Here is a 21,786-nt window from a genome sequence, read left to right as displayed (position 1 = left end):
CTGGCAATGAACGGTCTCGAAGGACGGTCTTCAAACATTCGATCCGATTGTAGGGGGTGCGGCACAACCCTGCAGTAATTTTCTATACCGTTCCGCGGTGTGGACACCTATCAAATAAAAACGCCAGAGAAGACGAACTTCGCTGGCGTTTGCGACGTTTGGAAACGACGTGAGTCTTACGACATCAGACGTAATTGACCTTGGTCGAGCGACAGTGATTCGAGCAAGCTTTCCAGTTCTTCTCGGTCCTCTTCCGAGTCCAAATCGACCTGGCTGATCGCGGCGTAGTCGAGTGAAGCTTGCGGTGCCACATTCAACAGCTTGCGTGCCTCACGTTCGACTTGACCGAGAACGGCATCGAGCACTTCGACACTTGATTCATCGTTTGGCTCGCTGGACGGCGCTGCATCGCCGACGATATCGATGTCGCCGAGAGCGTTGATCACACGAAGGGCATCGATCGCCGTCGTGGCACCGTCTTCGTTCACATCCAAAAACGCACGAGACATCTGCGTATTGGGTTGGTTCAAAGCATTGATCACCAACAAAGCATCCAGTGCGCTGACTTGGCCATCGTTATTGACGTCCGTTTGCATGCGTTGATTGTTGAAAGGCCCGAAGTTCGCCAATCGCTGTTGGCCGGCTGCCGAAGCAAATTTGATCGCGACGGGTGGCCCCGCCAATTCCGGCGTGGGGTAGGTGTTGCTGAACCCAAGCTGATCGCCATCCGCCGAAGGCAATCCGTGGTTGGCATCGAACAGATCAAGGTCTTCGAAGTCGACTTGTCCCGAACCATCAAAGTCCGCCCAAGCGGCCAGATGATTGCTGTCGCTGACAACCGCGCCAAAGACGCTCGCAAAGATCGAGAAATCCGCGAAGTCAATTTGGTCGCTGTCATCCGCGTCGTAAGGAACCGCCCACATGCCGGTATCAGGGACTTGGCTGACGCCTGCGCTACCGACGATGCCACCTGAAGTGACGGTGGCATTTTCGACCGCCAGTTCCAAATCGTACGCACCGACGAAATTGCTGTTCTCATCGACGGGAGCGTCATCGTTTGCTGTTGGTGCAAAACGAACGCGACCGAGCAGGATCGGACCACCATCCGAGACTGGTGTGGACGCGCTCAGCGAAATATTGCTGACGATGCCATTGGCATCGTCGACGTTCACCGCGCCGTCCAAACTGAACGACTCGGCAGGTTCGAATGTCCAAGCACTCGTCAGTGATGTGTCGTACGAGAGGTCAAACGAAACCGCATCGACGGCTTGTGTGTTTACTTCAGGCGTCAGGTAGATCTCGGTGGCGAAGCCTTCCCATTCGTGAACATAGCCAACCGATTCAGGCACCGCGTCCACTCGGCCTCCTTCTTCCAAATCGGTATCGTTCCGAACGACGGCCAAATCAAGCATTGCGGCTTGAACATGTTGAACGGATTCAACATCGGTCAGATCCACGGCCCCAGCGTCCAGGTTTCCTCCGCCAAATCGTGCAAACGGCAGGTCACCGGATGCTAGTGTGTAGGTCGCGGTTCCGCCTGCGGTGGCAATCACTTCGAAGTAGCCCAAGCGGACCCAAGTTGGTGCCAAGCCTTGCCCGGTCTGCAAGGTTCCGCCTCCAAGATCATCAATCAGCCCGACAAAATCGTCGATCGTTCCCGATGGCAGCAAGTTGTAGTCGTCGTTGGATATCCCAACCGCGTCAACGACATCGGTGTTGTACCGAACGTCAATTTGTCCACCGGCCAATCCATTGAATTGGTTGTCGAAATCCTGCACCCAGGCTTCGACGTAGTAAGTCCCGCCGATGGGGCTGGTCGTGATCGCGGAGGGCAATTCGGTCGAACCAGCGAGGCTCGGCGTCGCGACGGCACGCAATTCCACGTCCAATACGGACTGGCCGAGTTGAAAGATGGTGACGCTGCCACTGACTTCGTTGGACGCGAGCAACAGCGGCTGCCCGTTGGGACTGTCCGATGCGGAAACGAATTTCAGATCTTCGACACCCAGATCGCCAGCTTGTTCGATGTCCGTCGCATTGGCATCACGATTATTGATGTATTGAACGAAGGTGGCTTCCTCGGGGGACGTGATGTCGTAGACGAAGACGCCACCGGTACGTTCCAATCCGATGAAAGCATACATTCGATCGCCGATGACTCCGGTGGTGATGGCCTCGGGTTCAGGCCCTTTTGCATCACTGCGTGAATCAAACTCGTTTTCATCATTGCTGCTGTTGAACAGATCAGGAACCAACTGAGCGGTGAGTTGCTCAAACTGGTCGCCTGAATCAAACACAACGTCGCCAGACGCATTGAAGATCGTGAACGAGCGAGCTCCAAACGCGAAGAGCTGATCAAAGTCGCCATCACCATCGATGTCGCCATCGATATTTGAAATCGTCAGACGCCCCAGAACATCGTCTTCTTGCAGGTCGGCCGCATTGGGGAAAGCGGTCGGGTCAAGAACAATGTCTTTGATCCGGTCTTCGTCAAAATCTCGTGAATCACCTTCGTTGGCGGTGGCATAGAAAGTCTGTCCACCGACTTCGAATGAGGTGATGGCGTCGGGCATGTAGAGCCCAAAGACGGGATGCGGTGCAATTACCACGGAGTCGTCCCGATCGCTTGGGTCGATGCCGTTACCTGGCAGCGAATGATCTTTCACACCAAGCGGTTGGATCTCCAGAATTTCAGGCTGAACCAAGTCGACCACTGCGACGGAGTTGGCTTCTTGCAAAGTCACATAGGCACGCGTTCCGTCCGGAGAAATGGAGGCGTACTCGGGCTCCAAATCACGTGACGCCGAGCGGCCCGGGAAGATGCGTACACCTTGTGAGCGTAGCGAGTCTTCTTGTCCATCAAACGCGGTGAAGTCGAGCGTGGTCACGTCGAAGGATGTGATGAAGCCGTCTTGACGCAATCGAGTCAGATCAATCACGCTGATCGTACCCAAGGGATCGATGGTCGGATTGGGATCTTCCAAATCGTCCGGTTCGCCTTCACCAGCAACGACCACTTTCATCCCGTCGGGAGAAAATGTGAGTGAGTCTGGCAGAGCCCCAACGGTGACACTGCCGAGTAAGTTGCCGTCGACGTCGAAGAACAGAACTCCACCAGGATCAGTGTGCGTTGGAGCAGCAACCGCGACTGCAACGATGCCACCAGAAACCGCGACGCTGTTCACACCACCGGTCCCGCTGGGAAACGTGATGGGGGAAAGTTCCGTTGGTGAGGTTGGATCGGCAATGTCCAGCACACCAATGTGGTTGGCATCGGAGTTCGTGAAGAAGACTCGCTGGGTTTGCGGGTCATGAGCCACGATTTCCGCGGCCGATTCGTCGAACACGCCCGTTTCGAAGGTGCCGGCAACGGAGATTTTGAAACTGTCGATCGAGGATGGCGTCAGGATCGTGTCATTGGTGACCGCCAAATTTTGGATACGTTGATCTTGAACTGGCGAAGTCTCGCTCTCTCGATAAGGAGCGGTCCCACCATCCGGATTGTGGTTGGCCAGCAGGTATTCAGCCAACGCATCCTGCTCCTTACCGGTCGTGAAGACATCCGTCGCACCATCCGACAAACCAGCCGACGAAAGATGAGTCATGGAATCACCGAAGGCGGGGAACGGGTAGCCATCGCCTCCAATCGGTGAACCGCCCGAGAAGATCCCAGCGAGGAAGTCCAAAGTCACGATACGAATTTCGCGATTGGGATTGCCGATCAATTGGCCATTTCGCACCAAGACGTCGATGATTTCACCGTTATCGTCGACCAATGCGAAGCTGCGAACTCGCTGGCCTTCCTGAACGACGTTGGCGGAAGCGTCCAACACCAATGCTGGTTCGTTTGGATCAAAGCTGAACTTGGCACCACCGATTTGCGGGAACTGACCTGGTGTCGCGTTGCCGGCCGTATCGGTCGCCGCAACGCCGTGTTCGATCAATCGCTTCAGCTCCATCGCGGTGACCGTCATCACGGTCAAACCGTTGTCAAACCGCAACGCGTTTTCGATATCCAGTTGAGAGATCTCGCCTGCTTCCTTTCCTGCGTCTGGGTTCGCCGCGGTCGGAAGCTCTTCACCGGTCGATCCATCGATCGCACCAATCGCCGCGCGAATGCCGCCACCATTTTTGATCGAAACCGCCACTGTAGCATCGAACTGACGAGCTGCCACAAGGTTCGCGTCCGCGGTCAGGTTGCCCAGATTCGTTGCTTGTGTTCGAACCTCTGCGCGGCGTCCTTCGAGGAAGACATCGGTGGCACCAAAGATCTCTCCGTCTTTGGCAGTGACAACACCGCGAACGGCTTGAACCAGTTTGTTGACTTCGGTCGCCTTGGTACTATCAGCGATCGCGGTGGCAATGTCTGCCGCACCAGTGACGACCAATGTTCCCGCTTCGTCAGTGGCAAAGACTCCGCTGACCGAAGCGTCCAACATCGATGGAATCACGACACCACTGGCGTCAAAGTCGACGACCAACCGCCCGACGTAACTGTATTCGCCGTCGGTGCTGACGATCAGCGTCGGATCGTTGTCCGCGTTGGTCGTTTGCAAAGGATAATTTCCTTCGGCTACATCGCCTGCACGCAAAGTGTCTTGCGCATCGGCGAGCAGCGTGTCCGAACCACCGGCGACAATGACGTCGACACCGTTGAGCAATCCAGCCAATTCTTCCTCCAGCGAAATCTGCTGTAGATGGCTGACCAAGATGACCTTGTTGACATCATCCGCGTTTCCCGCGATGTCGTCATCGCCATCAACAATGTCAGCGATGATTGGGTTCAGGACATCGGCCAAAGCCTGCATGTCGTTGGTTCCACCCGCGTTGGGAACAGTTCCGCCGGGTGACGATATCTGGCTTAGCAACTGAGTGGTCGCACCGACAATCGCGACCGATTCACCGTTCACTTCGGCAATCGTCGCGGGAGCGATTTTCGGCGCAGCGGCGGTTGCGGCCAAATCACCAAGATCGGCTCGATATTCGGTGGTGGGTAGAATGTCGGCGGTGAACAAACCGGCCAAACTTGGATCGCCAGAGAAATCGAGGTTGGCACTGAGCGAAGGAAACTGCGCTCCCAACCAACGCACATCTCCTGGCGTGTTGCCGCGAATATCTGTGCCGATCAAGGCACCGAGCGTGTCGGTCCCGAAGTCGAATTCATGATTCCCCAAAGCCGACGCATCGAATTCCAACAGGTTCATGATCGAAATGTCGACGCGGCCCCCGTCTTCACGAATGTTGTTCAGGCCAGGTTCGCTGAGCAACCCTTGGTAGGCTTCTTGCAGCGGAGTTCGCAGACTGCCATCACCGGAGGCACTGAAGAACGGGCCGCCGATGAAATTGTCACCCGCCGAAACGAGCAGCGAACCGCGACCGTCATTGGCTGCTTCTGTTTCCAAACGATCGACAATCGCCGCGAAGTGCGGTGCATCAGAAATCGCCTCCACACCGCCTTCCAAATCACTGGCATGGAGCAGTTGCAACGAGAAATCAGAAGCCAACATTTGGCGGGATTCGAGTGTTTGCAATCCCGCACGCAGGTGCTGACGGCGTTTGTTCGAACGACGGGAAAGAAATCGTTTTGCCACGAGAGTGATCCAAATTCGATGGTAAGAACGGGGGACAATGTAAGTCCCGCGAATTCTGACGATCAAAAATGAAGTTGCTGCAAACGTTGCTCACAGAGTTCCATGCGAATTCAGTGAAGATTCGCAGAAGGTGACTTTGAATCCAACGCCAATGCTTGATAAAAGTGGCCAATGAACAACGCAGTTTGGCCATTGCCCAATCCCGCGATTGCATTGCCTGCCTCGAACGGCTTGCCTTAGCATCCCGAAGGATCGAACAAGCATATCCCAGTAATTGAAACCAACATGGTTAGCTTGACTATATCGGGACGGGCCAGCAACTCGGACGACACGACCTCAGATCGAGTCGCCGACCTGGGGCTTCTAGTTAGCTTCTCGCGAATCACTTATTTATTGATGCAGGTCTATGCGTTTAAACTAACTTTCCTAAGCAGATCGGCAATATCGCGAAGGGCATCAGCACTCATCAAGGCTGGTCACAAGAGGCAATAGAGCGAGGCGAAACACCAACACTCTTACAAAATGCTTCGATTCCAATGTGTTCGTTGTCCATCAGGAACATCAGAACAACTTAATGCTAATGTTGCCACCTTACTTCCAAGCCACGCACACGTCTCACGACAAGCAAGACAAGTCCAGAGGCCAATAGTGTGATAGAAGAAGGTTCAGGCACCGCCGTTGCCTGAACAGCCCAAAGCCCTGTCGTAGTAGCGACAGCAAAACCGGCGGCACCATCATCAACTGCCGCCACATCTCCAGCCACTGAGTCGATGTCCAACTGCTCCAAGCCTACGCCACCAATGACGTCATCCAGAAGCGTTACGTTCCAACTGGTTATGCTTGTGCCTGTCCACACGAAAAGACCTGTCAGACCACTAGTGTCAACGATCTGAAACCCTGGCCCTTCGTTTAAAGTCACCTCGAGGTTAATTTGGGTGGGAGTGGAGTCGCCTAGGTTCGCGAAAGTCGCGCTACCACTAATGCTATCATTGCTTGTAAACGGAAAAGTGGCTGTTCCAAAGTCCGTTCCAGAATAAGTTGCAACGACTGCAGCTTCACAGAAGTTACTACTCAACGACAGGAGAATCAGCAAACTTACCTGCTTAAGGATTGCGAATTTACACATTTGAGATTCCTCATCCGGTTATCTCTAGTTCAAACTAGAATTGAATGGCTTTCAATAGATTTCGTCGAAAAAAAATGTAGTCGACGTAATCTACGTCTTGGTCGAGATCATGGTCGAACCAGAACCTGTACAGGGGGTCGTCGGGCTGTTTTAGCAAGCTTCTTCTGAAAAAAAGCAAATCAACATAGTCAACGTCACGATCGCCATCACCATCTCCATAATAGCGATAGAAGTTGTCTGACTCTTGTTGTCCAAAGGAGAGTAAGTCACCAATCAACCCATCTTGATTTGAATCGAATCCAAACCCATCAAGAGTCTCGATATTAGTTCCATCGATCGTGAGTTGGTAATTTCCGTCGACTAGCGAACCATATTCGACGAAAGTTCCGCTGAAGGTGAGGTCGGCGATGGTGTGGCCGTCTTCGTCCAGACGGGTGGTATAGGCGACGTCGACGGTGCCGCCGTCGGGGCCGCGTTTGACAACGGTGAATGCGCCGGGAGCAATCGTTACTTCAGCGTCGAATTGGATGGACAGTGATTCCACGCGTGATCGCTGGGCCGTGCCGTCACCCACCGTGATGTCTTGCTTGGTGACCTCGACTAAGTTGTTGACCCCGAGCGTCAACGACTTCTCAAATACCAATCCCGCCGCATCCGTCACGCGGACTCGCGCAGCGTATGTCGATTGCGACTCGTAATCCAACACTTCGCCTTGCCGTAAATAAAGCTGGTCCGCGCTGATCAGGAAACGAGCATTGTCCGTATCCCCTTCTCCGGACACCAACTCATAGCTGTGTGTGTCGTCGACGTCGGCGTCCACCGCCGACAACGTTGAGAAAAGCAAATCCGCAGCGGAAGTATCCAGATTCTCGTTGATGGAATCCTCGGAAGGAACGATGTCCGTCGGTGCATCAGGCGGGTTGCTCCCCAATCCAGGCGTCGCAACCACCGTGTCGGTTGCGAATGTTACGACAACCGAGTCTCCCGGAGTGGTCGATTGCCAAAACTCAGGAACAACCTGGCGGATCGTGTAGGCCCCCGGAGTCAATGGTGTACCGGATGCCAACTCGGTGAAGCGATAACCGCCTGTTTCATTGAACGGGGTTTGAGGGTCATCGTCGGATGTCAGTTGCGATGGTTCTCCATCGTCCCAATGACCGTTGCCGTTGCTGTCGATGTAGACCGTTCGACCCGCGAGGCCTTGCTCGTTGTAGTTCTGGGTACCGTCACTGTTCGCATCCAGAAAGACGCGGCCAGTGATCGATGCGGAAGGTTGCATCGGTGAGGAGACTAAATGGAAGTTCTGCTCCTGGAAATCCAAATCCGGTGATACTCGCAAATGGATCGCAGCACCAGGCATGTCGATGGCGGCGAGGGCAAACGCCACGTAGCCGATCGGAAGTTCACGCAAGTCCATATCCAAGTCATTCTGGACGCGAATCGTGTCGCCCCACGCACGATAGAACTCGTTGGCTGCAAACGCGACGCCACGCGACGAACCTGACCACGAATAGGATTCCACGATCAATCCGGTGATGGGATCGATAACCAAAGCATCGCCTGAGATTGTGCGATTCAACAGGTGATATCCATCGGTCCATGGACTGAGGTTGAACCCAAATGCGTATGAAGTGCCGTTGATGGAATTGATGTCCATCGGCGGCGCAATGAGTCCTTGCCGCGTGTCAATTAGCGTGATGGTTCCTGCATTTGCAGCGATTACAAACACGTTGTCGTCCACCGCCGCCAAACCATGGTAGTTTCCATCGGGAAGGTCGTAAAAGACTTGCGACTGACCGGTTATTGGATCAAGACTCCAGACACCGTTGTCCTCCGAGTAGAAAAGCGAATCGGCGTTCATAGCGAGCCCCGCCGCGGATGGCTGAAGTCCGGGGGTCGGAAACGAGCTCAAAAGATCGCCCGTGATGGGATCGTGGCGATTGATCGTGCCAACGCCATTGTCGAACTCGACTCCGTAAAGCCAAACGTCATTCTGGTTTGCCAAAGCGCGATCGAGATTGTCCACGGCCACCGCAACGTCGCCGGGCAGGACATCCATAAACACATAGCTGCCGGCTACATCCGTAAGCGTCCAAGCTTCCTCTGGATCGCGAATTCCGTTGCGGTTTTCGTCCAAATAAACCACGATGTTTTCGGCTTCCTCACCCGTGTCCACGACGCCGTTTCCATTTGCATCACGCGAGACGCTCCCACTGATCATCGAACTCGTTGAGCGGTGAGCCACGTCGAGCGGTGCGACTTCTCCTGAGCTGACTTCGACGATGCTACCGGAGACGGGCGCAACAGAACTGGTCAACCCACTCACGAACGGAGTGATTCCCTGTCCAACGGAATTGAAACTCGCGTCAAACGCCTCCAGTCCGTTTGTGTTCTGACCATAGATGTAATATTGGCCGTCCAACACGGTCGATGCGTAGACAAAACCCTGCGTCTTGGGAATGGCCTGGACATCCATCACCCGTCCCGTGACCGGATCGAGACGAAACACGCGTTCGTCATCGCGCGAGAACAGCAACAAAGCCTCGCCATCGACGGTGGTCGTCATCGATTCGGAAAGTAGCGGCATCAATGGATACCCAGCAAACTCCGGATCCCAAAGCGATGTGATCGGTGTCGCGCCGTGGAAACTATCGGAGAGCGGATCGAATCGAATCAATCGGTTCGGCCCCGATACACTCAGATAGACCGTGTCATCCAAGACAGTCATTCCGTACGCGAATGCAGGGAGTCCGCCAGAGGTGGACGGCAGTGGCGTTTCCGAAATGAGTGATCCGTCCAGACTCAACTGCAGCAGCAAATCACGACCGTTGTCGATCACCAAGTACCGATTTCCCCATTGGGTTAGCGAACCGGGGTTGAGGGTAGGAACGTCGGTGAAAACTGTGCTGACGCTCGCACCGTTTGGATTCAAAAGAACGAGCTGCAACCGATAACCCGAAGGAAAATTGTTGTCACTGATGCGACGCATCCCGATGAGCGCTTCAGTCGCCTCGAAAGTCTCCGCTTGCCGCAAACCCTCGACCGGCAGTGTGTCCACGATCACGGGGCCAACGGGAACGTTCGCAAGCGTATACGAACCATCGCTAGCCGAGACATCCAACGGCTCGCCTTCATCAAGAAATCCGTTGGCATTCAGATCTGCAAACACAGTCAAGCCAGCGAGCGGTTCCTCGCCTATATCAAACGTACCCGAGCCATCGGCATCGATGAATTGCTGTCCGGAAATCGACTGAGTATCCGCGACGATGCCGAAGTCCAAGTCGACCGTCGTCTGATTTTCAAACACTCGAAATCGATGCGACGTCGACTCGAACTCAGCCGCTGCAATTCCGTGAGGTACGCCGCTGCCAAGTGCTGGCAACACCCGAATCTTCAACCCCATGTGGTCGCGTACGCCCAGGCTGATCAAGTCTTGACCGCTGTAGATATTCGGTTCGAAGACCTCGCCACCAGCGCCACCAGCGGCTGCGTTGAAGAAAACTTGCGACCACTCGGCCACGATCAGCCCCGTGCTAACATCAATCACCAATGCATTGTTGTTTTCCAAGCCAACAATCACATTGACGCCATCAGGTGCTTCGGCGAGCGAGTCACGAATCTGAATCGATCCTGGTGCATTGAAATTGACTTCGCCAAGTTCCCAGGATTCCAAGTATTGGCGACGTGTAAGATCGAAGACGGCGATTGTGTCGGTATCTGGGTTCGCAACGAATGCCTTCGACCCGACGATCGCTAAACCACTGCCGCTCGGGCCGGCAATGGAATCAACGACCAGCCCCGTTTCCGGCGATAGGATGTCGATTCCGTCACTATCAGACTGATACAACCAACGACCGTCGGAAGCGAATCCAATCGCGACCTCCGTCGGATCCGGCGGTGCTGCGAACGAATTCAAGATGGCACCGGTCCCAGGATCAATCTCCTGAATGATCGAATCCTCGCCGTTGAAGTTTTGATGAACGAACACGCGAGTGACGGAGTCCCCCCAAGCGATAACATTCGATTGCGTTGGAGGAACCACTCGAACAACGTATTCACCGGGAGCTACGCCAGAGATCGTGTAGCGTCCTTCCGAGTCAGTGATTTCAGTCGGCTCACCGGTATCCAACAGTCCGTTGTCATTGAGGTCCACAAAGACGGATTGCCCAGTTGAACCGCTTTCACTTCCGTTCAAGGAACCGCTGCCATTCGAATCAAGCACCACTTGGCCCGAGATCGACGCCAGCGTCTTTGCGAAACCAAAGTCCTGTGTAACCGCGTTGCTGGTTGTGACACTCACGATTGCGCTGGCTACCCGATGATTTGCAGACGCCAGCCCATACTGGGTGTGCGCGGTACTGAAACCGCGAATGAATTCGTAGTTCGCATCGACAACTTCGATTGCCCCGCCAGTTGCAATGTATCGTTCGCTATCGAGAACCGCTGACGCATGCGGCAAGTTTCCGAACGCCGGATCCGTTGAAATCGGCGACGATGCCACCGCGGTCACCGGATCGATCGTGAATCGATAACCGTCGTCGGTATCTAAAAGGAGCGATTGACCATCGTGCGATATTGAGAAGGACTTACGCGCAGTTGGGGTTTCCGGATTGAATGTTCCAGGTGGCTCCGTCAATCCCCAGTCGTAGGTCAGCGGTCTTTCGCGAATGAATTCGTTGGTTGCTGGATCGTACTCGACGAGATTCAAGTAGCCATGCAGGCCGTCGCGAACGGAGAAGATCGTCCCGCCGAACACTTCCGGACCATAATCCGTTACCGACGAATACTCGGTTTGGCCATTCGTCGGATTGGTGAAGGGTTCGCCCAACGGCCGGCTATCGATGAGTTGTCCGTCCAGCGTTAACTCATAAATCATGTCACCAAAGTCATCCGTCAGGATCAAACGATCTCGATAGTATGCTAAACCGATCGCCCCGGTTGTCAGTGGAATATCGGTGAAGATACGATTGACGACGGTACCCGTATTGGGATCAAACTCCCACAACTCCGCGAAATATCCTGTCTGCGAACTCGGACTTGAATAGAGTTCCGCACCAAACAGACGTCCGGTCGATGTGTATGCGTCGCTGGGCCGGTAGCCAACCGGCGGTTGCGTGCTGACCAAATATGCTCCAGGTTCCAAACCGCTGAGCGTATAGGAACCGTCTGCAGCAGAAGTCGTGGCAAGCTCATTGGAATCCGGCCAATGATTTTCGTTCGCGTCGATGTAGACCGTTACGCCTTCGATAGGTAGCTCACCGCCATCGATGATGCCATCGTTGTTTGCATCCTCGCCAACGTGACCCAAAATCGATCCCGCGGTCGGTACATAACCCTGATTGAGAGCGACATCCTCGGTGCCGCTGATGACGACTCCGTATTCAACAAAATTCGCGGCGCCCAGTCCCTGAGAATCCGTGCTGGGCAGCGTACCAATTGGGGCGAGCGTTTCATCGTAGATTCGCAGGGCACCCTGTGATTGCCCTCCTCGTAGATACAACTGACTGTTCAACGCCGCGGCCGACCAAACACCATTGCCAGTATCAGAAAAGTTGAAGAACGACTCGATCTGCGCTGTGAGCGGGTTGAGCACAAAGACTCGGTCGTCGGCGTTGGCGAAGAACCAGATCGATTGGCCGTCAGGCGATTCGACAATGTTCCCAGATGGCGGCAACGACGGAAGTTGCCCAATAAGACCTGAAGCGATTGTGATCGAACGCTCATTGCTGAGCGTTTCTGATTCCGGATCCAGCGTCCTTATTTTGAAGTCGCTTCCAGTGATCCAGTAAACCGTGGCATCGACAACTGCCGGACCTTGGCTATAAGGAGTGCCCCAGATCAGCGGGGGTATCGGAATCTCACGTACCAAACCACCTTGGGCGGTCAACTGAATCAGCACATCTCGAGCGTTGTCAATCGCATAGATGAATTGACCATCCGTTGTTGCATTGTTGGGGTCAATGACCTCAATTTCTGTTGAAATCTCGTCCACAATGGAGCCGTCTTGCGGATCCAAGTAGCGGATACGAAGGGATTCACCGGTCGAGCTGGCCGCATCAGGAACATCGGTGGTTGCGACCAGAAAGTCTGCGGATGACTTAAAAGTGGTTGGGCGGTAACCCGCTGGCCAAGTCCTTCGAATCCATTGCTCACCAATAGAAACATCGGTCAACGTAAATCGACCATCCGGCCCACTGACTGTGTTGGACTCTCCATTGTCGAGTAGCCCGTTGTTGTTCGCGTCCACATAGACAGTGACTCCTTCCAGAGGCAAATCGCCGGCATCTTGCACCCCGTTCTGGTTGACGTCCTGAAACTGAACGCCTGACACCGTTCGCAAAAGAGGCAACACGGCAAAGTCGTTCCCGATGGAAGCGGCATCCAGCAGAAGCGTCAATCGGTGCGAGTTGTCCTCGAAAACTCTTGCGGCTAGGGAGTCTGGAGAGATCGCAAGTGTTTCGGTCTGCAGAACACTTCCCGTGGCGTCCAACGTGGATAGCTCGCCGGCATCATGACTGATGAATATCGAGCCACCGGCACCGGCGAGTCCCTGGTGACGCAAGGTTTCAGGCGGAGTGGGAAGGACATCCAGAATTACGGCGGTCTGCGGATGCACGACAAGGATTTCGTCTGCCGCATTGCGAACCAACAGCTCAGTTCCGTCGGCTGATTCGCCCATCGCGAAGGCAAGATCGAGTTGCAAAGCGGTGTAGGAACCGCCGGAGTTCACCGCCGGAACATTGAGTGTTCGGCTAAGCGTGCGAGAATTGAGATCGTAAACCGTGATCAGATTGTCAATGTGGTTCAGCAAAAACAGCTCGTCGCCAAGAACCGCTGCTCCATTGGGCGGAGAGTTGCCGGTGGACACCGGGAAGTATGAGACCGCGGAGAAATCACTCGGATCAATCACAACGACTGCAGGAGATCCCGGCGGGGTACGTCCACCTGCGTACAACCAGGTTCCGTCAAATGCCAACGCGGTCGAGTCAACAAGGCCTTCAAAAGGCCCAGTGACAAACTGCTGGCGAATGATGCTGTTGCTACTCGGGTCAATCTCGGCAATGAGGCTATCCTGAGCCATCGCAAAGAGAACTTCATCGCTGACGCTGGGCGATACGATGTCCGCTGCGAAAGGAAGCGAGACTCGCACGACCGAATCTCCTGGCATCACAGCATCCAGCAAATAAGAGCCGTCGATTGGCGTTACGACGTTGGGTTCGCCCGCGTCAAACACACGGTTGTCATTAAGATCAACGTAGACCGTTGCACCACCAATTCCCTCTTCGCCCGAGTCTTGGATGCCGTTCTGGTTGCTGTCCTCGAAAACGACGCCTTCCACGCGGGTTTCATTCACATGAACGGCAAAGTCGGCCACAATCTGATCATCACTTGAATTGATCTGTACCGTGACGGGCATGGGACTGGTGACGACATACCCCGCCTGCGATTCAATGGCGACCTGATAGGTTCCGAGCGATAACTGCTCGAAACGATAAGAGCCCGTTTCATCGAAGTCAGTGGCAGGGTCGTCGGCCAGCGTTGTCGTGGACGGTTCACCAGCATCCCTGACGCCATTGTCATTCGCATCGAGAAAAACGATCCATCCGGACAATGGTTCTTCACCGAATTCCTGAACGCCATTTGCATTCACATCGTCATAGACCAAACCGGATATCGCCGATTGGTTTGTCGCCAAACCAACATCAAAGATCTCGACTTGATCGGGCGAGGAATAAGACCGTCCCGTTTCAATGGGACTCGTCGCAAACCAGTCTAGGTTTTCGTCGTAGCGAAACCAAAAGAAGTCTGATGACAGCGGGTCCCAATCAAACGGAACCGGAACAATCTCGTACGCGCCGGTTTCGTCTTCCGGCGTCGTCGGATCGTCTGTCTGGGTGATCACATTGGTTTCGAACGAATCAAAAGCGTCGTTTCCATTGTTGTCGTGATAGATGCGTTGGCCAGCGATACCGGGTTCACCGTCATCACGTATGCCGTTGGCATTGAGATCTTCATAGACAAACCCACGAACGGATGCGAGGTTGCGTGTTGCTGGCACGTCGACATCCAATTCCGTGTCTTCAAACTCCAAGGTCACCGAGATCAGCCGCCCCGGCGAACTAAGATAACTGAACCAAAAGTCTCGCACCGCAAGATCGAACGTGCCGAGGGGAACATTGGCAAAGGAAAACACGCCGCCTTCGTCGATACCCGGTGTAGCAGGATCATCGTCCGGCGTCCGAATCTCAGGCTCATTCGCATCGCGAAAGCCGTTCTGGTTGTAATCGAGATAAATCCCCGCGTTCTCAGCACCGGGCTCGCCTGGATCCTTGATGCCATTGTCGTTTGCATCATCGAACACGACACCGCGGACGGTACGCCGAGGGTCACGTTCCACCGTTAAGACATCCGAGACCGCGTCGCCATTGCCCGCACCATTCCCTCCCAGGACAACGCCAAACTGGTCGACGATCGAATCGTTGTCATTGAGACGCAATTGCAGCGTTCCATCGCCAGATCCTGTTTGGACGACAACGTCGTAGGAGATTCCATCTCCCTGATCGCTCACGCTGCTGACCTGAGCCCCCGTCACACCGGCGGACTGAACGACGTCGAAATCGCTCACGTCGACGCCTGTCACACTTTCGTTGAACGTCACAATGAACGAAACAGGGTCATCTCCCGAAACGAAACTTTGGGAAGCAGCAATCGATTGGACCAGGGGCGGTGCATCATCATCCGCGATCAGCCCCTCGGCTGTTGAGTCCGCGATCGATGCGAATGAACTTGGGTTGCTCAGCGAGACGGTGAAGCCATCATCCGCCTCCACATCCGTGTCACCGCTGACATTGACCGTGACAACCTTCGCCGATTCACCATCGGCGAATTCGATCGTGCCACTTGGGAATGTTCCCGCAAAGTCGTCCGCACTGGCCGGCAGAGCACCCGATCCTGTAACCGCATAATCAACACTCACAACTCCGGTCGTGTTACCAAACCTTGTCACGGTGAAGGTGAAGGCGGTGCTTCCTGTATTGCCTTCTGGCTTGGATGCGTCGGTGACGGCGATCGATAGTGTCGCCGGTGTATTGTCAACAATGTTCGCCGTTGCGGTCGCTGTGCCGATCGCTACCGAAGCAAGACTTGGCGAGGATATCTGCGCGACCAATGTCTCCGTTGATTCGAAGATTCCGTCGTCGACGACATCGATCGTGAACGTTCCAGAGGTTGAACCATCAGGCACGCCGATCTGAGCGTCTGCTGCAATGGCGACGTAGTCGGCGGTCGGTGTGGCGGTGCCCGTGCCGAGATCGTCGAACTCAAACGTGATCGGCGCACCTGTGGTGTTTACCGTGTCCAAGGTGACTGTGAAAACGACACTCGCGGGCCCGTCCTCGTCACCGTCTATCGTTACAGACAAGTTTGCTTCGGCAGTTTCGTTATCGAGAATGTTGACCAAGCTACTGGTGCCCGACGAGTCGATTGTCACCCCCGGCGAACTGCTGCTGATGCTCGTTAGAGTCAGCGATACCAATTCCGTTGCTTCCAACAATGAATCATCGATCACGGGAATTGTGATGGTGGTGCTTGTGCTGCCCGCGGGAATCGTCGCCGTGCCCGAGAGCGTTGCGTAATCGCTTCCCGATGTCGCCGTCCCACCAACCGAATACGTCACCACCGTGTCCGCGGTCGCTTCTGCTGACTGCGTCAGGTGGACGATACCATTGGTGGGTCCCGATTCACTGGCACGGGTTGATTCCTCACCGGTGACGACAAACCGCGTAGCCGCATTCGTGTTGTTGAATCGAATCCCCGGCTGAATGCTGAAGGGAAATTGACTGGGTGCCAGATCGTTGGAGAGCACAATCATTCCGACGCCGTCGGTCGTGCCAGAGCCTGCTGAGGGACCGCCGAAGGCGTTGGTTCCGAAGCTGAGGGCATACCAGCCTGGATCCAGCGTGGCAGAAAAGGGCGTCATCACATCACCACCGGAAAGATTCCCTGGCACCGAGAATGTGGTTGACGCGACGACATCCGTCGTCGATAGATCGTTGGAATCGGGATAGTCAGAGTCAGAGGTCAGCGCTGTGATCGCGGCGAATAAAGTGGCTGAAGCTGGATCCGTATTACGAAAGTAGCCGCCTACGTCCGCAATTGTCGTGGACGTTCCCACCACCTCGAATCGATGGGATTGCCAAAATGCATCGTTGACAATAGTGGATTGGAACAGGCTCGGGTTGAACGTTCCGTCAGCCGACTCAAAGCTGAATGGCCCACTGCCGACAAACCCGACCGTCGCGGTGTCATTGTCGACGATATCGATGCTTGCCGTGTTTGCGCCCGTTTCAATCGATACGCCGGGCGAACTGTTGGTGATTCCTGTCAGCGTCACGGTGACGGACTCCGTGCCTTCAACAATCAGGTCGTCGAACACGGGCACCGAGATGGTGGAACTCGTCGTTCCCGCGGCGATCGTCACCGTACCGTCTAGCGTCGAATAATCATCACCCGACTTAGCTGTTCCACTGACCGAATACGTTAACGTCGTGTCCGTGGCGGCAGCGAGTGTTTGCGCGACGGTGAACGATCCATTTGATGCGGCTGTTTCATTGCCATCGGCGACGCCAGAAAGACTGACTGTCGCGGCGTCGTTCTCGACAACATCGATTTGTGTGTTCGATGGAATTGTTTCCGGGTAGTTCAGTTGCCCAAGCCGATAAACCCGGTAGTCGCTGTCGTAAGTCGAGAAATAGGCTCGGTCCTGATCGTCGAAATCCAAATCGAAAACGCTATACGAATACAAGTGATCGACGAGTCCATTGCTGCGTGCGATCTCCGAACCGTTGCTGTCCAGTGCAATCAGCTGGAGCAGCCCGGTGTCATAGACAGCCGTTAAGATCCGTCCTTGCGAATCAACATCACCTCGTTGGATGAACGCACTGGTGTTCTCTCCTGGAAGGTTGGCAAACCCATTAGTGCCGAAAGAAGTATCCACGGATCCGTTCGGCAATAGCCGTGTCACTTCAGCGTTTTGATCGCCTGCAACATCAGACCGAGCGCCAAAAAGAAGGATGCGACCGGATCCATCTACCGCAATGTCTTTGACGAGAACGTTGGCAGGCCCAGAAATAGTTACCACGCCCGACATTCCGAAATTGGAGTCCGCACCACCGCCGGGCTGTAATTTCACCACTTGTGATGCCCCACCTGCAACGTTCCCGGCCAACAGAACGGAATCGTCTGGCAACGCAACGATCATGGTCCCTTGTTGCAACGGGGTGACCGCAGAGTCATCAAAGTTTGGATCGATAGTCCCGTTTGCCAGGATTCGCTTTGCATAGGTCGTGACGGCCGAGTTCACACGTCGGGTCGAAATTGCAACGATCGAGTTGTCTGACAATGCGACCAAGTCGTTATGAAGTCCCCACACGGTTGCATCGATTTCCAACACCCCTGACGCACCGAAGCTGGTGTCGATGGAGCCATCCGTATTGAGTTGCAGGAGATATTGTTTGTTCGGGGGCGAGAGCGCCGTCGGGCCACGCACGAAGGAAACTACAAGCTTCCCATTTGGTAGCTGAACGATGTCGCCGGGGGATTCATCGAGACCCACGAAATACTCGTAGTCATATCGAACGATTCCGTTATCGCCGAAGGAGGTATCGGGAGTTCCATCCACGTTGAAACGCACGATGTTGAATCTGTCACGTTGGCGGTTGTAACTGGTGACAACTTTGCCGTCCGATTTGACGAGATGCTCGCCAAACGAGGGAAGATAAAAAGATTCATTCTCAACCGCACTGATGGAAGCTGCTCCGGCGTCACCATAGGTCGAGTCAAACTCGATCGGCGGTCCCGTCGCCGCGGTCACAAGGATGGTCTCATCGCCTGTGACCAAGTCGTCGTCGACGACATCGACTAAAAAAGTCGCCGAAGTCGAACCGGCTGGAATCAAAACCGTTTCGGGTATGACCAAACGTGACAACGGATCGGCCGCTAGCGTCACGGTCAGATCCTGATCGACCGGTCCGGTTCGTTGAACGGTGCCCATCGCAGTGGTTCCACCCTCCGTCACCGTTGCGACATCGATCGTAACGCTGAGTGCTGGCACGTCGTCGTTCCGAATCACGCCGTCCGCCGAAGCAATCGAAATTGCGGCGGGAGCACTTGGATTGCTTAGAGTGACCGTGAAGGTTTCGTCCGTCTCCGCGATCAAATCGCCGCTAACGTCAATGGTGACAACTTGCGTTGTTTCGCCGTCAGCAAAGCTGACCGTACCACTTGGAAATGTTCCTCCAAAATCATCTGCATTCGCCGCGTCCCCCGCTGTACCGCTCACTGCGTAGTCCACCGTCGCCGTACCGTTGGCATCGTTCGATCGTGTCACGGTGAATGTGAACGGCGTCGTCCCAACATGACCCTCGTCTTTATTCGCTTCGTTTGCGGTGATATCGAACGCGGCCGACGACACCGTGTACAGCGGCCCAGTCACGGCCCCACCACTCAGCGAATTGCCCACCGTGTCGCTGATCGAATTCGCAGCTTGAAGATTAAGTCCTACCGTTCCGCTTCCACCCGTGTAGGTCACCGTTACAGTGTAGGCCGCACCTGAGCCGGAAACTTGGCTAACAGTGGCGCCACTAACACCTGTTGCAGCCACTTCGAAATCATCGGGATCAACGTTCACGACGGATTCCGTGAACAGAACATTGAAGTCAAGTGATTGGCTGGATGTAGGCGACGCCGAAGCCCTGGTGATCGATTCCACTTCAGGAACGCGAGTGTCGACCACGTAGGCATCGAAGACATTCGCAGGGGTGATCAGTTGATTGCCAGCGAAATCGGTCGCCAACGCTCCCGGCGTGACATCGATTGAGATCGTTCCTTCGCCTTCGCCCGGAGTGACGACAACACGTTTTTGAGTGCCCGATACCGTCTGCAAGGATGCAAACGCTGCCTCGGGAAAGCCGACCTGGTCAAGGTTGACGTCTCCCAGACCGAATGCGGTGATGCTTTCACTTAACGTGATCAGAAAACTCAGTGTGGAGGCGTTCGTTGGAGATGCATCTTCCAACACGACGGCTTCTACCGTTGGAGCGATGCGGTCAATTTGATAAACATCTCCAATACCACTGACAACCGAAGGACTGTTGCCAACAAGATCGCTGAAGTTGCCATCATTGACCAACCTCAATCCAAAGTTGCCGGTTCCCGTTCCGGTATTCAACAAAACATCGTAGGTGTCACCCGCCCCAGTCACTTCGGTTACAGAAACGCCCGAGATTGGGTCGGTCGAGTTCGAGCTGGAAATGAACGGCTGTAAGTTGTCGGTTGAAAGACCGATCACCGGTTCATCAAACTCGATTTGGTAGCGAACCTGCTGAAGATTGGTCGGAGAAGGCTCGAGAGCTGCAACACTGAAACTCGAGGGCGAGGTTTTGTCGATCGCATAGCTTTCCCCGGACGTAAATGAACCGTCTTTGTTGCCAGTCGTTCCAGCACCGCCCAGAGGTTTGTTGGAGTTCGCCGCACTCACAATCGAATCGTCGTCAATCAAATCGAGGCTCAAGGAACCATCGCCAGCTCCTGTTCCGACGTTGACCGTGTAAACTGCTCCCGATCCGGAAACCGGTTCGACGCTGGCAAATGTGGGGCCGTTCGCATCAACGATGAAGTCGGAGGCGTCGACACCGGTTACGGCTTCGTCGAATGTCACCGTGAATGCAACGCTATTTGCATTGGTCGGATTCGCATCTGCTCGCACGATTGACAAGACTTCTGGCCCTGGGCCTGCAAGCACCCGCCTGTCCTCAAGCATCTCGATCCGAAGCTGTTGACGCCGGTAACGCTGGCCTCGCCTATGTCTGCGGGACCTTCTTTCGCTACGCTGCCGTCCCGATTCGTTGATCACCCACGATCCCATCAATCTTCACTCCGACACCTGGATGCACGTTCTGCGTTTGGTCAGGGCTCCAGAATAGCGAAGCCAGCCCGCCAACTGGGGCGTTGCTAACCGCTAAGCCTACATAACGCGAAACAAACACCCATAGCGAGGGGCCCCGCACCCTCCTCGTGGGGCGGTTCACTGAATACCTCTTGAATTTCGCAGGAAATCATTCTGGAGAACGAACAATTGACTCAACAAGCATCTCATGTCGGACACATCGACGCCTGTGGAAACACGCTGAATTGGCAAGACTTGGGATGCGAAAGTGGTTCCTTGCTTCTCAACATTTCCCCGATTTGGTCCTAACCTGCGTCCAAATAGCTCAACGAAAACGTGTCGTAATTCGATTCGTGAGGGGTGCCTCCGGCTGCGAGGTTTGCCAAAAAGCTGGCAACGACGTTCATCGTTGGAGCAACGGTTTCGCAGAAGCCTAACGGTCCAAACGAAGTACCATGAAGGATCGGTTTAGAAGTGCAAACTTGAGTCCCTCTAGCTCAGCAGTCATCTTAGAATTCGTCATTTGCTGGAGAAGAAACGCATGAAAGCAGAGAAGCCATGCGTGTTGTGTGAAGTCGATCCTGCCTTCAATGAGCATCATTTGATCCCGCGTCATTGCCACCGGAAGACTTGGTGGAAGAAACGTTTTGCAAAAGAGGAGATGCAGCGAACGATTTCGGTTTGCAAGATGTGTCATCGATCGATCCACAATTTGATTCCCGACGAAAAAAAATTGGGTCGCGATTACTTCACGATCGAGAGACTGAAAGCTCACCCGGCGTTTGCCAACTACCTGGTTTGGAAACGCCGCCGTATGTGAGGCAGACTAGTTCAAGGCACCGTGCTGTAGCCGAAAAAGAACCCCACCCCGAATCGTGGTACTTGGGAGCTTCGCCTGACTCTTCCAATCGCCAACTCGATTCCGGACATGCAAATCAGTAGCGTAGAACGCGGCAAACTTGGCGAAGGCTCGGATGGGTTCGGCATGCCTCCTCTGCAAAAAAATTGCCTCCTCGCGGAGGACACGGTCCCACCTGGACCGATTCCGCACCTACAATTCGAATGCTCAGATATCACATAACTTCTATCGAGTGGCTACGAATCTCCCCGTTTTTAAGCCTCCG

The 21,786-nt window shown here is 54.6% G+C and carries 4 protein-coding genes; 1 reads left to right on the top strand and 3 read right to left on the bottom strand.

The genetic code is table 11. The features are described from left to right. Positions 1 to 176 precede the first annotated feature (176 nt). The 3 genes from RB_RS03770 to RB_RS03760 all read right to left on the bottom strand — a co-directional run bounded on the left by RB_RS03770 (position 177) and on the right by RB_RS03760 (position 20,518). The gene (locus RB_RS03770) at positions 177 to 5,591 is read right to left on the bottom strand and encodes a choice-of-anchor I family protein (protein WP_164921467.1); all 5,415 of its coding nucleotides are present in this window, start codon (positions 5,589 to 5,591) and stop codon (positions 177 to 179) included. Positions 5,592 to 6,168: 577 nt separating this feature from the next. Next, complete coding sequence (locus RB_RS03765; RefSeq protein ID WP_011118586.1) at positions 6,169 to 6,717, bottom strand: PEP-CTERM sorting domain-containing protein; 549 nt, start codon at positions 6,715 to 6,717, stop codon at positions 6,169 to 6,171. Between the two features lie 34 nt (positions 6,718 to 6,751). After that, complete coding sequence (locus tag RB_RS03760; protein ID WP_231846187.1) at positions 6,752 to 20,518, bottom strand: SdrD B-like domain-containing protein; 13,767 nt, start codon at positions 20,516 to 20,518, stop codon at positions 6,752 to 6,754. Between the two features lie 685 nt (positions 20,519 to 21,203). Between RB_RS03760 and RB_RS03755 the strand changes: the two genes are divergently transcribed. Beyond that, on the top strand, positions 21,204 to 21,482 hold the full coding sequence (locus RB_RS03755) for a hypothetical protein (RefSeq protein WP_164921466.1): 279 nt from the start codon (positions 21,204 to 21,206) through the stop codon (positions 21,480 to 21,482). Positions 21,483 to 21,786 lie beyond the last annotated feature (304 nt).

Source organism: Rhodopirellula baltica SH 1 (assembly GCF_000196115.1).
Taxonomy (GTDB): Bacteria; Planctomycetota; Planctomycetia; order Pirellulales; family Pirellulaceae; genus Rhodopirellula; species Rhodopirellula baltica.
Note: the sequence above shows the minus strand (reverse complement) of the source record. Positions and strands in the feature narration are given on the sequence as shown.

Bases quoted from the DNA above. Each gene is read 5' to 3' on its own strand.
- RB_RS03755 (WP_164921466.1), top strand. From the start codon at position 21,204: ATGAAAGCAGAGAAGCCATGCGTGTTGTGTGAAGTCGATCCTGCCTTC.
- RB_RS03765 (WP_011118586.1), bottom strand. From the start codon at position 6,717: ATGTGTAAATTCGCAATCCTTAAGCAGGTAAGTTTGCTGATTCTCCTG.